This is a genomic window from Marinobacter sp. (assembly GCF_033722735.1).
Lineage (GTDB): Bacteria > Pseudomonadota > Gammaproteobacteria > Pseudomonadales > Oleiphilaceae > Marinobacter.
Genome location: NZ_JAWVYN010000003.1, coordinates 145,259 through 166,670, shown reverse-complemented (window position 1 = coordinate 166,670; position 21,412 = coordinate 145,259). Strand labels below are relative to the sequence as shown.

The window sequence follows — 21,412 nt, the reverse complement described above, 5'->3', positions numbered from 1 at the left end:
GAAACCAAACAGCCCGCGCGGTCACCACCGGGCGGGCTGTTTGGTTGCGGTGGAGCTTATCGAACGCCTGCCCGACGCAGGGCGGCCGGGGTGTACTCCCGGGAACGACGCTCGGTGCCATAGACGTACGGGTCGTCTTCCTCATTGGTCATGCCCATCACCAGGTAGCGACCGGAGAGCAGGTCGTACAGGGTCTCGAAGGCGTAGGCCGGAATGTCGGCATCGTAGATCTGCATGGCGTGGGCCTCGGCCACCCGCCACAGGTTGCCACGGCCATCGTAGTGGTCCACCACGGCAATCTGCCAAGTGTCTTCATCGATGTAGAAGTCACGCTTGGCGTAGATGTGCCGTTCGCCGTCCTTCAGGGTGGCGGTCACATGCCAGACCCGATGCAGCTCGTAGCGGGCCTTGCTCTGGTCGATGTGGCCCGGCTGGATGATGTCCTCGTAGCTCAGGTTCGGGTCCGCCAGGCGGTAGGAGTTGTACGGGATGTACAGTTCCTTCTTGCCGTGCAGCTCCCAGTTGTAGCGGTCCGGCGCGCCGTTATAGAGGTCCAGGTTGTCGGAGGTCCGCTGGCCGTCAGCGGCGGTACCCGGGCCGTCGTAGGCCACGTTGGGGGCGCGACGCACCCGGCGCTGACCGGAGTTGTACAGCCAGGCGCGGCGGGGTTCCTTGACCTGGTTGATGGTCTCGTGCACCAGCAGCACGTTGCCGGCCAGACGGCTGGGGGCGGTGATGGCCTGCTTGAAGTAGAACATCACGTTCTCGTCCTCGCCGGGCTCGAAGTCCTTCAGGGCCACCCGTTCGGTGAAGAATTCGGTAAAGCGTACCGGGCTGAAGTCACCGTTGGGCTGCGGGGTGACCTGGGCCACGTTACGGGTGAAGGAACCGCCGCGGTAGCGGGTAATGTGGTTGAAGATCACTTCCAGGCCGTTCTGCGGGATCGGAAAGGCGGTGGCGGTCTGATAGTTCTTCAAGCCGTTGCCGCTTTCGACCAGCTCCACCTGGGTGGCATTCTCGATGGTCTGCTGCTGCACGTGCTCCGGGTAGGCGGCGGTGCGGCGGGTCTGGTAGACCGGAATGAAGTAGTCGTTGTAGGCCTTGATGGTGGCTATCTGGCCCGGGGTCAGGTTGTCCGCGTACTGGTCGACGTTGCTGCGGTCGATCTTGAACAGCATCTGGTCGTCCGGGAATGGGTCCACGTAACGGCCGTCGCCTTGGTAGTTGGCCGGGGGCGTGGTCAGGCCGCCGGTCCAGGGTGGGATCTCATCGCCGTTGCCGGCCTTTTCCGCGCCGATCGGGGTGAGGGTGTCCCCCAGTTTGGCGGCTTCCTCGGCGGATACCGCGGCCAGGGCCTGGCCCCCCAGGGCCAGGGAGCAGGCTAGCAGGCTGCTGGATAACAGGTTGCGTCTGAACATGATGGTGTCTCCTTCTAGTTGTTCAGGAATCAGAATGAGTAGGAAAGGCTGGCTGCAGCAAAGTCCCGGTCGTTGATGACGTTGAAGTCACCGCCGAAGTAATTGGTGTAGCTCAGCGAGAACTTGTAAGCGTTCTGGTAGGTGGCATCGAAGCCAACCGCTGCGGACTTGCGTCCCTCGTTGAAGTTGCCGCCGGGTCCCGGCGCAAAGCCCTTCACGTCGTGAGTCAGGAACAGCTTGGGCCGCAGGTTGATGCCGGCGACGGCATTGGGGTAGTCCCAGATAAACAGTGCGCGATAGCCCCAGGAGAAGGCCGTGGTGTAGCCGTCGTCCACGCAGTTGGACGGGTTGATGTTGCCGCCGTTGCGGCAGAAATCGCCGGTAAAGCTCTCGCCTTCGACGGGCATCGGGCCGGCGCCGTAGAGGGAGGAGCGGCCATAGCGGGCTTCATCGGTGTCGGGCAGACCGTGGACGTAGGTGGCCCCGACCTCACCCACGATGATGAAGCGGGCGGCGCCCATGATCCGGTCGATGAAGTGGATCACCGTGGCCTGGGCCTGGGACACCTTGAAACGGTCGAAACCGTCGATTTCCTGGCCGGCGTAGTTCAGCCCGGGGTTCTCGGCCTGGAGCTGCTGCTCCCGTGTGCTGAGTACCTGACCGTCGGGGCCGCGCTGCTGCAGGCCGGCGAAGATCAACTCCAGGGTGTTCCACTGGATCGGCATGTTTTCACGGAAGCTGTATTCGGCGCCCAGTGAGGTACCGGTGGGCAGGGTGGTGTTGATGCTGATGCCGTACAGGTCGATGCTGTCCGGATAGTCGATGAAGTATTTCGGGAACCGGGTGAACTCCTGACTGGGGTCGTTGACCTGGGTCTCGTCGGCATCCTCCGGGTTGTTGGCAATCACACTGAAGTAGGGCAGACGGCTGTTGTACTTGGTGTAGAAGAAGCCCAGCTCCGCGTCGAGCTCGGCAATGAACCAGCGCAGGGCGACACCGAACTGGTCCTGTTCACCCGGTTCCTTGTCCCCGGCCCGCGGGGCGAAGAAACCCTCGGCAAAGGCCTGGGCGTCCGGCGCCTGGCCGGCCAGCAGCACCGGGCCACAGCCGTCGGCGGCAACATCGTTGGTGGAGAAGAAGGTGCCGCAATCATCGATCTTGAAGCTCTGCCAGTCGGTCTGGACAAAGGCCTCCAGGTTGATGTCGGGGGTAAGGCCCACCGAAGTGTAGAGCATTTCCACCGGCAGCAGTACGTCCTTCAATTCGGCCCCCGGCGCCCGGAAAGCCGGTACGTCGATCGGGTTCACCGCGTTGATGCCACCGAGAATGAAGGTGCTTTCCCCCCAGTTCACCACCTGACGGCCGTAGCGCACGGAGACCGGCGTGTCGCCGAAGTACCAGTCGGTAAACACGTAGGCATCCAGCAGCTCCGCGTCAAGCGCATTATCGTGGGCCTCATCGTTGAGCTTGCGCTTCTGGCCTACCGGATCGGTGGCGAAGTCGTTCTCGCGGAGAATGCGGTCGTAGTGGTAAGTGCCACGGATCAAGGCGCCAACACGGGTCAGGGTGTCACTGTCCGGAATATAGTCCAGGAACAGCTCGGAACGACCTCTCAGGATCTGGGAATAGAAATCCCCCTTCTCGAAGTTCAGGTTGCCGTCGTCGAAGTTGTTGGACGAGGCGCCGGTGTTGGTGAAAGCAAACTCCGGCCCCAGGTTCCCTTGGGAAATCAGGTCCTTGTCCGGGTCTTCCGTGCGCACCCCGACACCGGCGGTGAGGGTGGTGGAGAAGGACGCGTCAATGTCGTAGATCTGGAAGTCAAAGGCCTGGGCCTCGGAGGCCAGCGCCGCGGCACACAGGGCCATGGCCAGTCGTGCCTTTGGGAAGTTTGTCTTTGTTTTCATGGGTCTGTGACTCCACATTAAGCAAGCCGGGGGCGAGGGCGAAGCAGGCCGTCGCCGCGAAAATCGTTGTTATTGGGATACCGGGTGTGCGGGCGTGGCGGTTACCACGCCCCTGTGGATTTAGAGGACGCCGCCGAGCAGGCCGCCATCGTCGCCGTCGTCTCCACCATCGCCGCCGTCACCGCCGTCGCCACCGTCACCCGCGTCGGTGTTGCCACCGCCCTCGCTGCAGTCGGTACCGGACTGATCGGCGTCCTGGACCACGCAGGGGTTGTCCACGGTGACCGTGCCGCTGTTAAACAGGGCGCGGAGTTGAACCGCCATCTCGTTGAACACGGCGCTGGAGCTGAAGGCATCGGACGCCTTCTGGCCCGCCGAGATCGGGTTGCCGTGAGAGCCTTCCAGGTATCGGGTGATGGCCGGCAGACCGGAGGCCAGTGGCGTGGACTCGGCGCCCATGGCTGCGGCGAACGGGTCGGTTCCGGTCAGCGGCGCCCGTTCGCTGTCGATGGTGAAACCGGTTTCCGGATCCACGAACTCCAGCGGTCCGAGGTCGTAGAGCAGGTCGTCGGCGGCATTGGGCACGGTGCCGTCCGTGGGCCGGTCCGGGTCACCCTCGACCCCCACGATGGACGTCAGCAGGGTGGGAATGCCGTTGTCCCGGTAGTAGGGCGCAAAGGCGGTGGGGTCCGCCGAATCCAGCAGGGCCTGGAACACGTTGAAGTAAATGTTCAGCTCGGTCCGGCCCTGGGCCAGCAGGCCATCGGAGGCGGCATCCAGGCCGGGCAGCAGGCGTGGCGCCACCGCCGGCGAGTTCTCGATCAGCCGGGTGAACTGACCGCCGGTGTTGAGAAAATTCGCCGCCTGGATGGTGTTCAGGCTGTCGTTGCCCGCCGCCACTGCCGCATTGTTGACATGGGGAAAGGCCACGCCACCCATGCCACTGAGTGAGTGGCTGAGGAAGAAGACCCGGTTGAGGTCCAGGTTAATGCCGTTGGTGCAGTCGCCCGCGGTTACGCAGGCGTTGATGCCATCCTCGATGGCCTGCAACGAGGCGTTGACGTTGAGCAGGTCCAGCGCGCCCTGGCGCAGGTTGTCCCGGGTGTTGGCGTAGTTGGCGAAGTTCAGGAACAGGCTGCCGGACTCCGGCGCCTCCAGCTGACCGGCGGGCACCGCGGCCAGGTCGGCATCGGCGGCAAAGCCAAAGTGCCGCTCGACGGCGTCCGCGGAGGCACCGGCCTGCTCGGTGATCGGACTCAGCCCCACCAGGCCGGAGTCGAAGATGCCGTGCAGGGGCTGGTCGATGGCGACGGTGACGAAGCAGCTGTCGCTGTTGTTGGGGGTGTCGTCGTCGGTCAGGCAGAGCAGGGCCGCCGCGGTCGCCATTGGCAGGGTGGCGGAGCGGTCGGTGGTCGCCGCGTGCTGATAGAGGATCACCGGATAGCCGGCGGCCGGGGGCGCACCGAAGTCCTCATCCGGCGTGGCCACTACGATGGGCACCTTGGTGTCGGTGACCTTGCTGGCAAACGGGAACCGGTAGGTGACCCGGTCGGAGGGCGCCGCCTCCAGGGTCTCGCTGGCGGAGAAGTCCGCCGCGGTCCAGTGACCGCTCTGGATCGGCGCGCCGTCGCCGTCCACCGGCAGGCTCTGGTAGTAGGGCAGGGTGATCTCGCCCTCGAACACCTGGACGTTCACGTCGACGGTGGTCAGACCGAGATCCGCGGCGGTCTGTTCCAGCGCCGGATTCACCTCGCCGCCTTCCTTCTGGCTGAAGAAACGCACCTCGCGGGGCTTGGGGGTGTCCAGCAGGGTGTCGGCGTCGCTGGCGAGCGCGCTGGCATCGGCCGACAGGTCCTGGACGTTTTCCACCGCCGTGGCGGTGGCCGTTTGCAGGGCAAAGGCCAGCCGACGGTCGTCGTCCGGATCGTTGACCAGGTCCGCGTAGGCCAGGGTCAGGCCCTGGTCCCGGGCATCGGTCAGCAGGCCGGCCAGCGCACCGTCGTAAAGGCGGAAGGATTCATCGGTCAACAGGCGGAAGATCTCGTCGTTGACGGCCTGATCCGCCTGCCCGGCCACCGGCTGTTCGGTGAGGTTGTAGCTGCCGTTCAGCAACTGGCCCAGGGCGGTCTGCTTGGCCTCGATCAGCAGGGAGCGCTCGAAGAAGGTGGCCGGCGCCGCGTTGGCCAGCAGCACATCTTCCACCGCGGTCAAAGTGACGGTGGTGGCCATGGGGATGTCGGCAAAGGTCTTGCCGGTGGCGCCACTGCCGAGGATGTCCCGTTTGAAGTCGAAGTATTCGGCCGTCAGTACCCGCGCCGGCGCCATGGCGTCCCGGAACGGCTGCAGGGCCGGGTTGGACAGGGTCCGGTCCGGATCGGACACACTCTGGTAGGTGACCGAGCCCACCAGCGCCTCGCCCTGGGCATCGACGATGTCGTTGCTGATGGCCACGGCGTAGCGGGCCTTCGGGTTCAGCGGGCTGATGGGGGCGATGCGCAGGAGGTTGTCCTGGCCGCCGTCTATGTCGAGCAGGTCGACCCGGAATTTTGGCTCCAGCAGGTCGGCCAGGATGGCATCGGCAGCGGCCGTGTCGCCGGCCTCGCGCAGGGCCTGGGCCTGGCGGTACAGGTTGGCGGAACGGATGCCGGCCACCTCGCCACTGGCCTGTTTGAGGCTATCCCCGGATGGGTATTCCAGCTCGATAAAAAAAACATTCTGGTCCGGATTGGGCACCACCTCGCCATCCACTTCCACGAATTCGCGGGCGTCGAAGGTCTGGTTGGGGTCCAGGCTGGCCTCGATCTTGATGTCCACCGGCGTCAGGACGGAATTGCCATCCATGAAGCCAATGCCGGTGGTGACCGGGTTGGCCGGGTCCGTGCCATCCAGCATGGTGCCGTCGTCCACCTCGCTGAGGAAGAACAGCGCATCGCTGGGGATGGGGAACGCGGTATCCAGGGGGGAGAACACCGGGCTGGTGCCTTCCACGATTGCGGGAGACTCGATGTCGTAATCTGCGTTGGCGTTCTTGCCGGTACGACCACCGCTGTCGAGACAACCGCTCAAGCCGATGGATGCGATTGCCACTGTCAGCAGCGACTGCTTTCCATTGATCATGCCTCTATACCTTTGTTGTTGTATTGGGCCACTTTTGGGTGATTTGGGATTTACACGTTAGTCGTAGAGGCGTGGTTCCAACTTTTTCCTGTCAAAAATTGAAAAATGTGCTAGCGCGTTATGTAACAGTTTGTTGCGAAAGAGGTTTGTTTTTTATTCCAGAAACGATTTAGAAATCCTCGTCTAAGACGGAATGCCAATAATGGAACCTTTGTGAGTTGGTCAGCGTGGCTTTCTCGGGGCGAACAGGATTTGCCCTGGACTGTTTCCAGCAAATAAACACAACAACAAGGGAATCTGAGCAATGATCAACCTCAAGCGCCTGGTTCCAGGCGTCGTCTCCGTCTATTTTCTGACCGGCTGCTTTGGCGGCGGTGGCGGCAGCGGCAACAGCGAGTCCGTCGTCGAGGGCGACCGCGTAACCAACCCATCGACCTATCACGCCAAGGTGCGTCGCACCGAGTACGGCATCCCCCACATCGAGGCCGACAGCTTTGCCGGTATGGGCTACGCCTATGGCTACCTGCAGGCTGAGGACAATCTGTGCCTGCTGGCCGAAGACACCCTCACCCTGCGCGGGCTGCGCGCCCGTTACCTGGGGGCGGAAGGACGCTACACCATTCCGGCAAACGGGGCGGACACCTCCAATCTCAACGCGGATTTTTTCTGGCGCAGCGTGGCCACCGACCAGGCCATCGCACCGTTCAAGACATCCAGCGATCCGGAAGTGTTGGAAGCTTCCGCCGGCTACGTGGCGGGATATAACCGTTACCTGCGGGAGGTGCGCCAGGGTGAGCACCCGGGCCGTCACCGGGCCTGCCGCAACGCGGACTGGCTGCTGCCGCTTACCGAGGACGACATGTACCGGCGCTACTTCCGGCTGGCGGTGCTGGCCAGTTCCTCGGTGTTTGTCGACGGCATCGCCAGTGCGGCGCCGCCCGCCACCCTGGACAGCGAGGCCCTGTCGGCCGATGAGCTGTTGGCGCAGCTCTCCACGCTGCAGGACAGCGAGGGCGACCTGCCGTTTCCCCTCAGCCGTGAGCTGCCCATCGGCAGCAACATGTATGGCATCAGTCGGGAGGCCAGCCGCAGCGGCGAGTCGATCCTGTTCGGCAACCCCCACTTCCCCTGGGAGAAGACCGAGCGGCTGTACCTGGCGCACCTGAAGGTTGGCGAGGACACCGAGATCATGGGTGCGGCCCTGTACGGCCTGCCGGCGGTGCTGATCGGCTTTAACGAACATTTCGCCTGGAGCCACACGGTGTCCACCGCTTACCGGTTTTCCTTCTACGAGCTGACGCTGAACCCGGTCGACCCCACCCAGTACCTCTATGAGGGTGAGTTCGTTGATATGGAAAGTCGGGACATTACCGTCGAATTCCTGCGGGAAGACGGCACGGTCGGCGAGGAGACCCGCACCCTCTACCGGTCCCACTATGGGCCGATGCTGAACTTTGAGGTTTCCGGCGTACCGGTGCTGCAGTGGAGTTCGGCCAAGGCCTACACCCTGCGGGATGCCAACGCGGAGAACGACCGCCTGCTGAACCAGTTCTTTCGCTGGAACCAGGCCCAGAGCTACGAGGAATTCGTCGAGCTCCATCAGAGTGTATTGGGGGTGCCGTGGGTCAACACCGTGGCCACCGGTCCCGGCAAGCCGGCCTATTACGGTGACGTGACCGTGGTGCCCAACGTGCCCGACGACAAGGTGAGGGCCTGTGCCACGCCGCTGACCCCGGTGTTTGGCCAGCTTGCGCCGGGACTGCCGATACTGGACGGTTCCCGGGGCGACTGCGGCTGGGATACCGATGCCGACGCACCGGCTCCCGGTATTCTGGGCCCCGGCAACTTGCCGACCCTGGAACGCACCGACTGGGTCCACAACTGCAATGACAGCTACTGGCTGACCAATCCGGAGGCGCCGCTGACCGGCTACCCGGCCATCGTGGGCGATGAGGAAACCGCCCGTACCCTGCGCACCCGCAAGTGCATCCAGCAGGTGCAGCGTCGGCTCGAGGGCAGTGATGGCCTGGGCGGTAGTACCGGCTTCGATCTCGACAACCTGCAGCAGGTGGTGCTGGACAGTGGCGTGCTGTCCGAGGAGCTGGCCCGGCAGACCGTCTTGTCGACCTATTGTCAGTTGCCCACGGCGGTCGGTTCTTCCGGGCCGGTGGCTGTCAGCGATGCCTGTGCGGTGCTCGCACAGTGGGATGGCCGCCACAACCTGGAATCCGTGGGTGGCCACATCTGGCGGGAATTCTGGCGCCGCCTGGACCGCTTGCCGGTGGAGTCGCCCATCAAATGGCTGACTCCGTTCGATCCGGCCAACCCGGTACAGACCCCGGCGCAGCTGAACGTGGCCGATCCGTTGGTGGAATCGGCGTTTGCCGATGCCGTCCAGGCAATGACGGAGGCCGGCGTGGCCATGGATGCCACGACCGGGGAGGTTCAGCGCTCCGGTATCCATGCCGATACCATCCCGGTATTCGGTGGCGAGAGCTTCGAGGGGGCCTTCACCATTGCCAGTTCCCGTCCGGTGGACCTGGCAGACGGTTATCGTGTGACCTACGGCAACAGTTACATCCAGTCCGTGACATGGGACGAGGCGGGCAATCCGGTGGCGGAAGGGTTTATCACCTATTCCCAGTCCACTGATCCGGCCTCGCCGTACTATCAGGACATGACCGAGGCGTACTCGGCCAAGCGCTGGATCCGGTTTCCGTTTACCGAGAAAGCGATTCGATCCAATCCCGGCCTGGTGCAGTATCGCCTGAACGGCCTGCGCTGATCCCGGTTTCCTCTCCCCCAGGGCAGGGCGCAGCGAATGCGGCCCTGCTCGCTCCTCCCTCCCCAATGCGCGACATCTGAAATGGTAGGTTTCCTGGCTCCGCGCTGTTAGGATGTTGGGTTCGCCGGCATCTACCTGCAAAAAAATCAGGGGTAAGCCACAGAGTGTGGCCCCGTTTTTTGGTATAAGCAGGGTCAATAGTAGAAGAAAACCGGTCCTGTCCGGACAGTCGACTGTTCGTGGCATGGCCCGGTGAGGGTAGCCTTTTGAGTTTGCTTCCGTTCCGTCCCTCGAAGGCCAAGCGTTTTGAGCGGTGTGTGCAACCACACTTCCAGAGCATGTATGCCTTCGCTTTCCGTTTGACCGGACAGCGGGATGACGCTGAGGATCTGGTACAGGATGTCATGGTCAAACTATACCCCCGGCTGGAGGAAATCGAGTTGGTGGAGCAGCTGCGTCCGTGGCTGAATCGTGTGCTCTATCGTCATTTTATTGACCAGACCCGCAAGAAGGGCCGACAGGGCGAGGTTTCCATCAGTAATCTGGCGGAGCCCGGCGACCAGGATGCCTTCCTGGACAGCTTTGGGGCGGATACCGCCGATGCCCTGGAATGCATCAGCCAGGAGCAGATGAGCAGCCGGGTACAGCAGGTGCTGGACCGGCTGTCGCCGGATCAGCGCACCCTGTTGCTGTTGCACGACGCCGATGGCTGGCGGCAGGAGGACATTGCGCAAGTGCTGGATGTGCCGGTGGGGACCATCAAGTCGCGGCTGCATCGCTGCCGGGCAAAACTCCGTGAATTGTTGCAAAAAGATTTGGAACCTTTGGGCCGCCCCGAGCGTGTAGGTAACTGAGGTGGATGCCATGTCATGTGATCTGTTTAGTAAACAACTGGAACATTACGCTCGAGGTGAACTGTCGCCAGCCATGGAACAAGTGCTGGAGGCGCACCTGGCCGAGTGTTCGGACTGTACAGGTCGACTGAACGCGGAACAAAAATTACTGGGAGCCCTCCGGTCGCAGGCCGTGCCAGCACCCAGCGCAGATTTTGAGTCCCGGGTTCTGGCAGCGGCAACACGGGGGACGGCCGGTGGCCGTTCCTGGCAGTACCCAGTGGTCGGTGGCGCGGTAGCCGCGGTGCTCGCCCTGGGGATATTCATTGGTTTGCAGTGGCAATCCGGCCAGCCAGGACAGGCGTTGGTGGCCGACGCGCCGGTTGCGAACGAGAGCGTGGTGGTTGAGGCGTCAGAAGCGCTTCCGGATTTCCAGCCCCGGGAACAGACGGTGAAGCTGGCATTTCATTCCGGGCGTGCGCTGGAGGATGTCACCCTGACCCTGGAGTTGCCAGCCAATGTTGAGCTGGCGTCGTACCCTGGTCGGCAGAAACTGAGTTGGCAGGTCAGTCTTAAGGAAGGCGACAACGTATTGGCGTTACCCCTGAAAGTTCTGTTCCCGGGGGATGGCACGTTGGTCGCGCACCTGAACGACGGCAAGCAGCAAAAGACGTTTCGGGCACCCATTCATGATAATACGGAGCCTGCATCATGAAACATATCAATGGGGTTATCCGGAGCCTGTTGGCGGGTAGCTGCATCTTGTTGATGGCCCTGTCAACCGTGGCCCATGCCCAGGATGATCTGGACGTGACGATGCGCATGGTGACGGATGACGAGGATCTGGGCGGAGCCTTTGTCCAGGAGCTCCAGCTTCCCGAGCCGGTTGAGTCCGAGATGGCGGACTTTGACGCTGTCTCGCCAGGCAGAGACATTGCTCAGCATGCCCGGGAGGCTGGCCGCAAGATGGGCGAGACCCTGGCCGAACAGGCCCGGGAGTCCCGAGACGCCATGAACGACGAATTACCCGGTGAGATGCTGGATACCATGCCCTTGCCGAAACCGGGTGGGGACGAGCGACCTGGGCTGGATCTTCCGGGACTGGAAGATCCGGATTTGCCGTTGGTGGATGAGGACAAGTTGCTCAACACCACCGGCGATCTGATTGACAAGACCGGAGAGCTGCTCAAATAGTCGGTTGAACTTTTCGAGCAAAGAGGTTCCCGGCCAATCCTGCCGCAATTGATTGACCTCCTGGCCCTGACATCCTGTCAAATTTGCAGGTGAAGTCGGGCGTTTCGCTGTTATACTCAATCCCTGAGTTTTCCCTGATCCCTTGCTGAGCTTGCTTCGCTCGTTGTGGATCGGTCGATGTCGGGGGAGTTTTCTTGCCACAGCCGTCCAAATGGCCTCTCATTCTTGGCCTGTTTCTGGTCTTGTGCAGTTCCGAGGCGCTCAGTCAATGGACCGATGCCCAGACGCTGTTCCGTTACGGAGTTGAAGCGTTCGAGGACGGCCAATTGCAAGAAGCCCGCCTTTACCTGGAGCATGCCCGGAAACAGGGCATGGATTCGGCCTCCCTCCACTACAACCTCGGCGTTGTCTACTACCAACTGGCGGACTACGGGCAGGCCGAAATCCGGTTCCGGCAGCTGCTGGATACCGAGCATCAGGCACTGGCCGCCTACAACCTCGGGCTGATTGCGCTTAAGCAGGAACAATCGGCAACCGCCCAGACCCTGTTTTCCTCCATCCTTGACATGGACGCCCCGGAAAAGCTGCGAACCTTGTCCCAGCGTCAGTTGGACCGGCTGGAAGGGGCGGCGGACGTGGCGGCGAAGCAGCCGAAGGACTGGTATGGCTTTACCTCGCTGGCCGCTGGCTATGAGGATAACCTCGCCCTGTTCCCCGACAGTGCCCGCTCCGACCTGGACGATGAGTTTGTCGAGGTGGTGCTGGCCGGGTCAGGGTTCCTTTACGGCACCCGGGATCGCGGTCTGCGTGCCGATCTGGGAGCCTACTTGCGCCATTACACCTCTGAAGAGGATTTTGACAGCGAGCTGGCTCAGGCAAACCTGCAGTGGCGGCAAGCGGTGTCAGCGGGCCGGCTGGGGATCGGCGGCGGCGGTGCCTGGGTTCGGCGAGGCGGTGAGCCCCAGGAACGCCATGCCCGGGCGCTGCTGAGCTACCAGTTTGGCTCCTGTGGGAAGCTGTTCGATGCCCAGGCTTGCCGGGTAAAGTTCACCGCAACGGATGTTCATGCCGAGGAAGGGTTCGACGCCTACGAAGGGCAGCTGTACCAGTTGGACGCACGCTACCGGGTGCGCTGGGATGAGTGGACCGGTGAGCTGAACTACCGCGGCGAATACAACGACCGGGCGGATTTTACTACCGCTACCGAGTTTTACAGCGTCTCCCCCCAACGCCACGGCGTAGACATTTCCATTGCCCATCCGGTCTGGCCCCGGCTGGAGCTGGAACTCCGGACAGGGTATCGCTACAGCTACTACCGCAACCGCCATCGGCTGGACAACGGAGCGGGTGACCTGAGGTCGGTGCGTCGCGAGGACCACCGCTGGCGGACAGGTCTGAGGGCCACCCTGGCATTGCCGGCCGGATTCGCGGTGGTTACGGAATACGATTACAAGGCCAACCTGAGTACTATCGAGCGTTACGAGTACAGCAACCAGTACGCGATGCTGGGGCTTGAGCTGACGTTCTGATCCTGCCGTTATCCCGGTTACCACAAAGATCCAAAAAAAAAGCCCGCCCTGGGGAGGGGCGGGCGAGTCTATTCCGACTGGCCTGGCCTTCGAAGACCAGCCGAAAGGCCTGTCAATTGACTCCCACTTGCTAGAGGAGCTGCGCTGGTTTGCGGGGGTTCCATACCCGCAGACCGGGATCAGCGCAAAAAAGACAGCGCGTATCGCCATCAGGTCAGACAGTGATGACGATCACAGTATTCACACGCTGGTTCCTGCGCGAAGGTTCCAAAAAAATACCAGGTTTTTCGTTTTTCTCCTCGACGACTCCCTCCAACCCCTTGGCTCAGGAGTCTCGCCGTGTGGCGTGCTTCCAGCATTAAAGGACCTCGACCGAGCGGGTTCCTTCGCCCGCACCGCAAACACGGCGTCGCCTGCGAAGACTGGTAAAATAAAGAGAGGTTCTGCGACAGCGCCCAATCCGGGCGACGCGCATAGTGCAGGAGGGCCGAGTCATGAGCAGAGTCTTCCAGAACCGGCAGGATGCCGGCGAGCAACTGGCGGAACGCCTGGCAGAAACGAAGGTCGATGCCGATGCCTTGGTGTTGGGGCTGCCGCGCGGTGGTTTGCCCATCGCGGAGGTGGTGGCCCGTAAGCTGGGGCTCAAACTGGAGGCCTTCAACGTCCGCAAACTGGGAGTACCCTACCAGCCGGAACTGGCGATGGGCGCCATCGCCGAGGATGGGACCCGTTTCCTGAACCGCCGGCTGATCCAGATGCTGGAGCTCACTGAACAGGACATCCGGAGAGTTCAGGATCGGGAAGAAGACACCCTGGCGGAGCGCTCGCTCCGTTACCGGGCCGGGCGTCCCAAGCCGCAGATTGCCGACCGCCCTATCATTCTGGTGGATGATGGTCTGGCGACCGGGGCGACCATGCATGCGGCCCTGAACGCCATCCGCCACCAACACCCCGAACGGGTGACGGTGGCCGTGCCGGTCGCGGCCAGGGACACCGCCGACGAGTTCCGGCGGCTGGCGGACGAATTCGTCTGTGTACTGGAGCCGGAGGACCTGGGCGGCGTGGGCTGTTGGTACGCCGACTTCAGTCAAGTCTCCGACCAGGAGGTCTGTGACATACTCGCGGCCATGGCGTAGTCGGCTCTGGCCGGGGTGTCAGCGCTTACTTACCGGGCTTTCCCGGGGACTCGGGCGGGGAGGTGGACGGCGCGCCATTGGCCAAAATCCGGTAGAGTCGTAAGCTGTCAGGACAACGCAGGGGCGCTGAATGCGTGGATTGTGCGGGTGGATGAGTCTGGTGTTGGCGGGGGTCGTGCTGGCGCCGCTGGCTGTGAGGGCGGCCGACTGTCCGGTGCAGCCCCAGACCGCGTATGAACGGGTGTATTGTCAGGTGGTGGAAAAGGGGGGCGGCCGGCGGCTGCCGTCATTTGACGATTTCCGCCGCAATTCCCCGCAAGTGCAGGCGCTGTTGCTCAAGCGCCAGGCGGCCCGTCTGGGTATTGAGCTGCCGGATGCCATGCCCGAGCCGTCTTCGGGATCGCGGCAGGAGGTGCCTGCCGCCGCCCCGGCGCCGATCCACAGCCTCCCCGCGCCTGAGCCTGAGCAGGCGCCTGCCCCAGGCTCCGCGGTGGCATTCCGTGAGTGCCGGCTGGCCGGCGAGACCATCGAGTGCCCCCGACGTCAGTACCACCTGGCCACCAACCTGCCCAACCGGGCCCTGGCCGAGGGGGTGCTGGACGACGACAATCGGCTGGGCCTGCAGTCCTATCAGGGTGACCCGAACAACGAGACGGAGCTGCGCCGTTACCTGGCCAGGGCCTATGACCGCTATATCCGGAAAATGTTGGAGATCGGCCTCGGCGGCGCCACCATGAGTTTCACCCGTTTCTATCATGGCTTCCAGCGACATGAAGCCAGTGGCGTGGATTACGCCCAGCGCCTGGAGGCCACCTTCCACCTCCTCAAGCAGGACAAGAAAACCAGGCCCGTGCCGTCGCGGTTGACTGGGCACCTGCCGCGCAACCTGCAGCATTGTGAGGGGGTGGGGCAGAACGTCATTGTGTGCGACAACGTGGCGTCAAACTGGGTGTTCGTTGGCGAGTGAGCGGGTTTTAACCGCCCTCGTTCCGGCTGCCCGGTTGCCGGATGTAGGTGGCGTTCTTTTCGCCCCGTTTCAGCTCGAATAACTCACTGGCCCGGATCAGGTCACTCAGTTTCTTGTAGCCGTAGTTCACCGGCGAGAACGAGCTGTTGTTGGAAATGTACTGGCCCACCCGGCCCAGATGGGCCCAGCCATCATCCTCTGAAACCTGTTCCACCGCTGTGCGCAGGGTTTTGACCAGCCGCGAATCACCGCGCAGTTCGTTGCGGGAGTATTTTTTCTGGGTCTCGGACTCCCTCGTCGGTGCGCGGGCGGTGGCGGGTTCCGATTCTTCCTCCTCCACCTGCAGGTTCTCGGTGTAGATGAACTGCGAGCAGGCGTCCACAAACGGCGACGGGGTCTTCTTCTCGCCGAAGCCGAAGACCGGTAACCCCGCTTCCAGGATCCGCATCACCAGCGGGGTGAAATCGCTGTCGCTGGTCATCAGCGCAAAGGCGGTGACGTTGCCACTGTACAGCAGATCCATGGCATCGATGATCATCGAGGCGTCGGTGGCGTTCTTGCCGGAGGTGTAGGCGAACTGCTGGATGGGCCGAATGGCATTGCCGTGGAGTTTTTCAATCCAGCCCTTGAGCTGGGGGCCGTTCCAGTTGCCGTGGGCATGACGCACGTTCACCGCGCCGTATTTGGCCAGCTCCTGGAGCACGCCTTCGATGCCCTGGTGACTGACGTTGTCGCAGTCGATCAGCAGCGCGATTCTGTAGTCGGTCTTCATGGCAAACGGCCCTGTTTGGCGCCCACGGCCGGATCAGCTCTTTAACCGGGTCAGCACCTGTTCGGTCATCTCCCTGGCGTCCCCGAACAGCATGCGGGCATTGGATTTGTAGAACAGCGGATTCTCCACACCGGAATAGCCCGCGGACATGCCCCGTTTGAGGACCACCACCCGGTGGGCCTTCCAGACTTCCAGCACCGGCATGCCGGAGATGGGGCTGCCGGGGTCCTCGGCGGCGCTCGGGTTGACGGTGTCGTTGGCGCCGATCACCAGCACCACGTCGGTCTGGGGGAAGTCCTCGTTGATTTCGTCCATCTCCAGCACGATGTCGTAGGGCACCTTGGCTTCGGCCAGCAACACGTTCATGTGCCCGGGCAGGCGACCGGCCACCGGATGGATGCCAAAGCGGACCTGGACGCCCTTGTCCCGCAAAAACCGGGTGATCTCGCTGACCGCGTTCTGGGCCTGGGCCACCGCCATGCCGTAGCCGGGGGTGATGATGACCGACTGGGCGTTGAGCAACTCCTCGCAGACCTCCTCCACGGTGGTTTCCTGGATCGGCTGATCCGAGGCCACGCCGGTGCTGCTGGTGGTTTGGCCGAAGCCACCCAGGATCACGCTGACGAAGGACCGGTTCATGGCCTTGCACATGATGTAGCTGAGGATGGCGCCGCTGCTGCCCACCAGGGCGCCGGTCACGATCAGCAGATCGTTGCGCAGCAGGAAGCCGATGGCCGCGGCCGCCCAGCCGGAATAGCTGTTCAGCATGGAGACCACCACCGGCATGTCGGCGCCGCCAATGGCCATGATCAGGTGGGTGCCCAGCAGCAGGGCCAGGCCGGTCATGACCACCAGAATGATCACCCCGAGGGCGCCACTGTCGGTGGACAGGAAGCTGGCGCCCAACACCAGGGTGGCGATGATGATGCCCAGGTTGAGCCAGTGACGGCCCGGCAGCATGACCGGCTTGCTGGCAATGACGCCGTGGAGCTTGCCGCAGGCCACGACCGAGCCGGTAAAGGTGATGCCGCCGACGAAGATGCCCACGTACACTTCCACCAGCTTGATGGTGTGCTCGGCCCCGACGGTGGGCACCAGCGGGTCCAGGTAGCCGGCAAAGCCCACCAGCACCGCCGCCAGCCCCACAAAGCTGTGGAGAATGGCCACCAGTTGCGGCATCTGGGTCATCACCACCCGCTGGGCGACGATCAGGCCGGCGATGCCGCCCAGGGCGATGGCCACCAGGGTGGCGACCAGGTTGTTGTCGCCAATGTGGTAGAGGGTGGCCACCATGGCGATGACAATGCCGGCGATGCCGCACCAGTTGCCACGGCGGGCGGTTTCCTGGTGGGCCAGTCCGCCCAGGCTGAAGATGAACAGAACGCTTGCCACGACGTACGCTACGCTAACCAGTCCTGAATACATGGTGTCGCCTTCCTATTTGCGGAACATGTTGAGCATGCGATGGGTCACCCGGAACCCCCCGGCCACGTTGATGCTGGCAATCAGCACCGCCAGGAACGAGGCCACGCCGATGAGCAGGCCGTCGCTCTGGGCCAGGTGCAAAATGGCCCCAATGACGATGATGCCGCTGATGGCGTTGGTCACGCTCATCAGCGGGGTGTGCAGGGCCGGGGTGACGTTCCAGATCACCTGCCAGCCGATGAAGCAGGCCAGCACAAACACCGTGAAATGGGTCAGGAAGCTCTGCGGCGCATGGGCGCCGACGCCAAACAGGGCGCCGGCGGCAATCAGCAGCCAGCCGATCTGGCGGAGTGAGCGGTAGAGGGGGGAGGGTGCCGCCTCCGCCACTTCCCTGGACGGCGGTTCTTCGGTGCCGGGTGGTGGCTGGGTGCTGGTGGGGGTCTTGGGTTTGGGGGGCGGCCAGGTGACTTCGCCCTGGTGCACCACGGTGACCCCGCGGATCACGTCGTCGTCCATGTCCACGTTGAACTGGCCGTCCTTCTCCGGGGTCAGCTCGGTGATCAGGTTGAGCAGGTTGGTGCCATAGAGCTCGCTGGCCACCGTGGCCATCCGGCTGGGCAGGTCGGTGTAGCCGATGAGGGTGACGTCGTGCTTGTGGGCAATCTCCCCGGGCACGGTCAGTTCGCAGTTACCGCCCCGTTCGGCGGCCAGGTCGACGACCACGCTGCCGGGCTTCATCACCTTGACCATGTCTTCGGTGATCAGCTTCGGTGCCGGTTTGCCCGGAATCAGCGCGGTGGTGATGATGATGTCCACCTCGGCGGCCTGTTCCAGGAACAGCGCCATTTCCCGGCGGATGAACTCGTCGCTCATCTGCTTGGCGTAACCGCCGGTACCGGAGCCGTCCTCGTCCATTTCCACTTCCAGGAAATCCGCGCCCATGCTCTCCACCTGCTCGCGCACTTCCGGCCGGGTGTCGAAGGCCCGCACAATGGCCCCCATGCCACGGGCCGCGCCGACCGCCGCCAGGCCGGCCACGCCGGCGCCAATCACCAGCACCTTGGCCGGCGGCACCTTGCCGGCGGCGGTCACCTGGCCGGTGAAGAAACGGCCGAAGTGCTGGGCGGCTTCCACCACCGCCCGGTAACCGGCGATGTTGGCCATGGAACTGAGGGCGTCCATGCGCTGGGCGCGGCTGATCCGCGGCAGGCTGTCGATGGCGAAGGCGGTCACCCGCCGTTGCGACAGCTTCTCCAGCAGGTCGGGGTTCTGCGCCGGCCACAGGTAACTCAGCAAATAACCGCCTTCCCGGAGCCACTGGGCCTCGTCGACGCCGTATTCCGGATGAATCTCCGGCGCCCGCACCTTCATCACGCAGTCGGCGCTCTGGTAGAGCTCCTTGGGCGTCTCAACGACGGTGGCCCCGGCCTCCCTGTAGGCGGCATCGGAAAACTGGGCGGAGAGGCCCGCGCCGCTTTCCACTAACACCTCGTGGCCGAGGCCCAGTAACTTGCGGATGGATTTTGGGGTGGCTGCCACCCGGTGTTCATGCTCGTGTATTTCCCGTGGAATACCTATCTTCACAATTCAGCCCCTTATGCAGATTCCCGTTGCACGATCAGGTACAGCCGACGACCCCGATTGTGATCGACCGGGCGGTCGGCCAGTGAAGCGAGTGTGGCGCCGTCACCTCCCTGAAAGTATGGGTGATGTTTTGGCGTGGGACAGTTCTTCCAGAACCAAAGATTGATGATTGCCCATGAGAAAGCGCCTTGAGGAAGCGTAGACCGAGATTCGATTGTTGTCCTATTGAAGGGCTGTAAGGGGAATGCGGAGATATGGCCAGCCCGAAGGCCCTTGAACCTGACACCTCACTTCCGGAGGGACCCCCGCCAACTTCTATAAAGCGGTAAAGCGGGTTTATTCCGGCTAGAGCGAGACTGGTCAAACAGGGCAAAAGGTACGCTCGAGATATCGGTTGGAGTTCCGGATTCTCAGGAAAAGGCAGAACTGAGCAAAAAAAAGCCGCTGGGGCAGCGGCTAAAGCATGTCTAACGCATTCAATGGACACAACATCAAATTGTAGTGAGGTAAGACAATCGTCTCTTGGCATGAGCTGCCGATAAATTGTCTTTTGGTGCCATGGCGCTGGCACCTTCACCTTCACTCTCCGGGTTTAACCAGGATCTTGACGTCGCTTTCAGGCTTGCTGAGTCTCTCGAAGGCGGAATCGATCTTATCCAGTCCGACGGTATCGGAAATCAGCGTGGACGCCTGCAGATCACCTTCGGCCAGTCGGGTCAGTACTTCGCCAAATTCTTCCGGGCTATAGAAACTCACAAATCTGAGATCCAGCTCTTTCAGGATCGGGAAGGCCGGTACCACGGTGTCTTTTTCCATGCATAGGCCCACAACGACCACCCGGGCACCGTAGGAGGCACCGGCGCACACGTTTTGGATGAGGCCCGGGACACCAACGCACTCGAAGATCAGTGAAGGCCTTAGGTCCACGCCGCCGAACATGGGTGAGAACGGGCCGGCCTCTTCCGGGTTGGCCGTCTTAGCGGCCTCTTTCCAGCTCTCGTAGGGTGAGTGGTCAGCGGGGTTGACGACGATATCGGCACCCATCTGGAGCGCGAGGTCACGGCGAGCCTTTGAGAAATCAGAAGCGACGATCGGGCCTATGTTCATCATCTTCAGTACCGCAATAACCGCCAGACCGATGGGGCCGCAACCAATCACCAGGGGAACATGGTCTTTCGTCGGCTCCCCGCGTCGAACCGCATGGTAAGCGATGGCCATGGGCTCCGTGAGAGAAGCCACTTCCGCATCCAGGCCATTGGGTACTTTCATGGTCAACCGACTGTCGAGCAGCAGTCGTTCGGAAAAGCCACCAGGCAGTTCCGGTGCGCCGGAACCGATGAACCCCAAACCTTCTTCGCGCATCACGAAGGGCAGGGAGACCACCCGGTCACCGGCCTTGAAGTCAGAATCCGGAGCATTGCTCTCAAGGACCTCACCGACAAATTCATGGCCCAGTGCAATCGGCTTGCTGGTGTCAACCAGCGGGCTGCCGACAATCTGGCGAGTACTTTCCGCGAGTTCATGGGAATGGTGCAGGCAGTGAAGATCGGTGCCGCAAATGCCACACACCAATGACTTGACCAGAAGTTCGTTCTCCCGAGGTTTGGGGTCCGGCAGGTCCACAACCTTCAGTGTGCTGTTTTCAACAACGGCTCCGCGCATTTTCATATCCTCTTGTTTTTTAACTTGTCATATTGCGAATGGTTGAAGGCTCAGATCTCGCTAATTTCCTTTAGCCATGCTTCGGAGTTCTTGAGGCCTTCAGCGAGTTTCACCTTGGGTTCCCAGCCAAGCTGCTTTCTCGCGTTCTCGATCGAGTAACCACCTTTTCTGGCAAACATCAGCATGATGTCTGGCGTGGTCTCGTCCTGGCGCTTGAGTTTGCGGTTTAGCCACCAGATGCCCTGTGTCAGCTTGAGAGCTGCGGCCAGAGGCAGGCTGGGCGGGCGGCCTTTGTTTCCGGCCCAGCGCCAGTGATTGGAGAAAAATTCACGACAAGTGACTTCCTCGTTGCCCCAGAGAATAAAGATGCGGCCGCTACCGTTTTCCAGGCCGGCGGCCAGCACGGTTCCGTCTACCAGGTCATCAACGTAGACTGGAGTGAAGATTCCCTTGCCCTGGTTGGGCAGGATGAGTTTGCCGCTGCGCGCCAGTTTCAGTGGTTCAAGCAGCCATGGCCGGGAACCGGGGCCGTAGACATCGCCCGGCCGGATGATTGTGCAGTCGATTTCGCCGGCCGCGTGGGCTGCCAGCACGGTATGCTCGGACGCGCCCTTGGCTACGCCGTACCGATAGTCCTCGCCAATGGCCACGGGGGCGGTCTCATCGGCGCCGGGCTCGTAGTCCCAGCCCATTGCGGCAATCGACGAGAAGTGGACGAAACGCTTGGCACCACCGGCGATGGCGACGTCGAGGGAGTTGCGTACGCCGGCCAGTGATACGGCCTTGTAATCTGTCCATTCGCCCGCGAGGGAGACCAGAGAGGCGGTGTTGATGAACAGGTCGCAACCGGCCGCGTGGTCCTTCCAGCTGTCGGGTTGGGTGAGATTGCCCGCGACCACATTCCGGGATGCATCCGACTGGAGGTCCATGCCGCGAACTTCGCAGCCGAGGCCTTGATAACGCTCGTACAGTTTGCGGCCAATGAAACCACTGGCTCCGGTGATGAAAACGCGTTCGGGTAGTAAAGGCGTTTGCCCGTTTTTGCCAGTGGGCATGTCAGTGTTTGTCATCTCGGTTTCCTGTTGT

15 protein-coding genes are annotated in these 21,412 nt (G+C 62.5%); 7 read left to right on the top strand and 8 right to left on the bottom strand.

Annotated elements, in window-relative coordinates; all coding sequences use genetic code 11:
* Positions 1-56 precede the first annotated feature (56 nt).
* The 3 genes from R3175_RS04235 to R3175_RS04225 form a co-directional block, all read right to left on the bottom strand.
* Positions 57-1,418, bottom strand: coding sequence for a DUF1329 domain-containing protein (locus R3175_RS04235; protein WP_413231725.1), 1,362 nt, complete (start codon positions 1,416-1,418; stop codon positions 57-59).
* Positions 1,419-1,447: 29 nt separating this feature from the next.
* The gene (locus tag R3175_RS04230; protein ID WP_318942619.1) at positions 1,448-3,322 is read right to left on the bottom strand and encodes a DUF1302 domain-containing protein; all 1,875 of its coding nucleotides are present in this window, start codon (positions 3,320-3,322) and stop codon (positions 1,448-1,450) included.
* Between the two features lie 120 nt (positions 3,323-3,442).
* Entirely contained in the window at positions 3,443-6,439 is a 2,997-nt protein-coding gene (locus R3175_RS04225) for a hypothetical protein (protein ID WP_318942618.1), read from the bottom strand.
* A 304-nt stretch (positions 6,440-6,743) separates the two neighbouring features.
* On the opposite strand from R3175_RS04225, the gene R3175_RS04220 reads away from it, so the two are divergent.
* From R3175_RS04220 to R3175_RS04185, 7 genes are all read left to right on the top strand, one after another.
* On the top strand, positions 6,744-9,224 hold the full coding sequence (locus R3175_RS04220; RefSeq protein WP_318942617.1) for a penicillin acylase family protein: 2,481 nt from the start codon (positions 6,744-6,746) through the stop codon (positions 9,222-9,224).
* 317 nt (positions 9,225-9,541) lie between these two features.
* A complete protein-coding gene (locus R3175_RS04215; protein WP_318942616.1) occupies positions 9,542-10,078 on the top strand; it encodes an RNA polymerase sigma factor in 537 nt (178 codons plus the stop codon).
* Positions 10,079-10,088: 10 nt separating this feature from the next.
* A complete protein-coding gene (locus R3175_RS04205; RefSeq protein WP_413231724.1) occupies positions 10,089-10,772 on the top strand; it encodes an anti-sigma factor family protein in 684 nt (227 codons plus the stop codon).
* On the top strand, positions 10,769-11,251 hold the full coding sequence (locus R3175_RS04200; protein ID WP_318942615.1) for a hypothetical protein: 483 nt from the start codon (positions 10,769-10,771) through the stop codon (positions 11,249-11,251). The genes R3175_RS04205 and R3175_RS04200 overlap by 4 nt, the downstream gene beginning before the upstream one ends.
* 194 nt (positions 11,252-11,445) lie before the next feature.
* Positions 11,446-12,780, top strand: coding sequence for a hypothetical protein (locus tag R3175_RS04195; protein WP_318942614.1), 1,335 nt, complete (start codon positions 11,446-11,448; stop codon positions 12,778-12,780).
* 494 nt (positions 12,781-13,274) lie between these two features.
* Positions 13,275-13,916 carry a phosphoribosyltransferase gene (locus R3175_RS04190; RefSeq protein ID WP_318942613.1) on the top strand — a complete coding sequence of 214 codons (642 nt, stop codon included), beginning with the start codon at positions 13,275-13,277 and terminating at the stop codon, positions 13,914-13,916.
* A 130-nt stretch (positions 13,917-14,046) separates the two neighbouring features.
* Positions 14,047-14,883 (top strand): hypothetical protein, encoded by an 837-nt coding sequence (locus R3175_RS04185; RefSeq protein WP_318942612.1) that lies wholly within the window; start codon positions 14,047-14,049, stop codon positions 14,881-14,883.
* Positions 14,884-14,890: 7 nt separating this feature from the next.
* Here R3175_RS04185 and R3175_RS04180 read toward each other — a convergent pair whose 3' ends face one another.
* The 5 genes from R3175_RS04180 to R3175_RS04160 form a co-directional block, all read right to left on the bottom strand.
* Positions 14,891-15,655: an NYN domain-containing protein gene (locus R3175_RS04180; protein WP_318942611.1), complete on the bottom strand. Its 765-nt coding sequence runs from the start codon at positions 15,653-15,655 to the stop codon at positions 14,891-14,893.
* Between the two features lie 33 nt (positions 15,656-15,688).
* Positions 15,689-17,080: a Re/Si-specific NAD(P)(+) transhydrogenase subunit beta gene (gene pntB / locus R3175_RS04175; RefSeq protein ID WP_318942610.1), complete on the bottom strand. Its 1,392-nt coding sequence runs from the start codon at positions 17,078-17,080 to the stop codon at positions 15,689-15,691.
* Positions 17,081-17,092: 12 nt separating this feature from the next.
* Positions 17,093-18,664, bottom strand: a complete 1,572-nt coding sequence (locus R3175_RS04170; protein ID WP_318942609.1) for a Re/Si-specific NAD(P)(+) transhydrogenase subunit alpha — start codon at positions 18,662-18,664, stop codon at positions 17,093-17,095.
* A 579-nt stretch (positions 18,665-19,243) separates the two neighbouring features.
* Positions 19,244-20,326 carry a zinc-binding dehydrogenase gene (locus R3175_RS04165; RefSeq protein ID WP_318942608.1) on the bottom strand — a complete coding sequence of 361 codons (1,083 nt, stop codon included), beginning with the start codon at positions 20,324-20,326 and terminating at the stop codon, positions 19,244-19,246.
* A 50-nt stretch (positions 20,327-20,376) separates the two neighbouring features.
* Complete coding sequence (locus tag R3175_RS04160) at positions 20,377-21,396, bottom strand: NAD(P)-dependent oxidoreductase (protein WP_318942607.1); 1,020 nt, start codon at positions 21,394-21,396, stop codon at positions 20,377-20,379.
* Between the last annotated feature and the right edge of the window lie 16 nt (positions 21,397-21,412).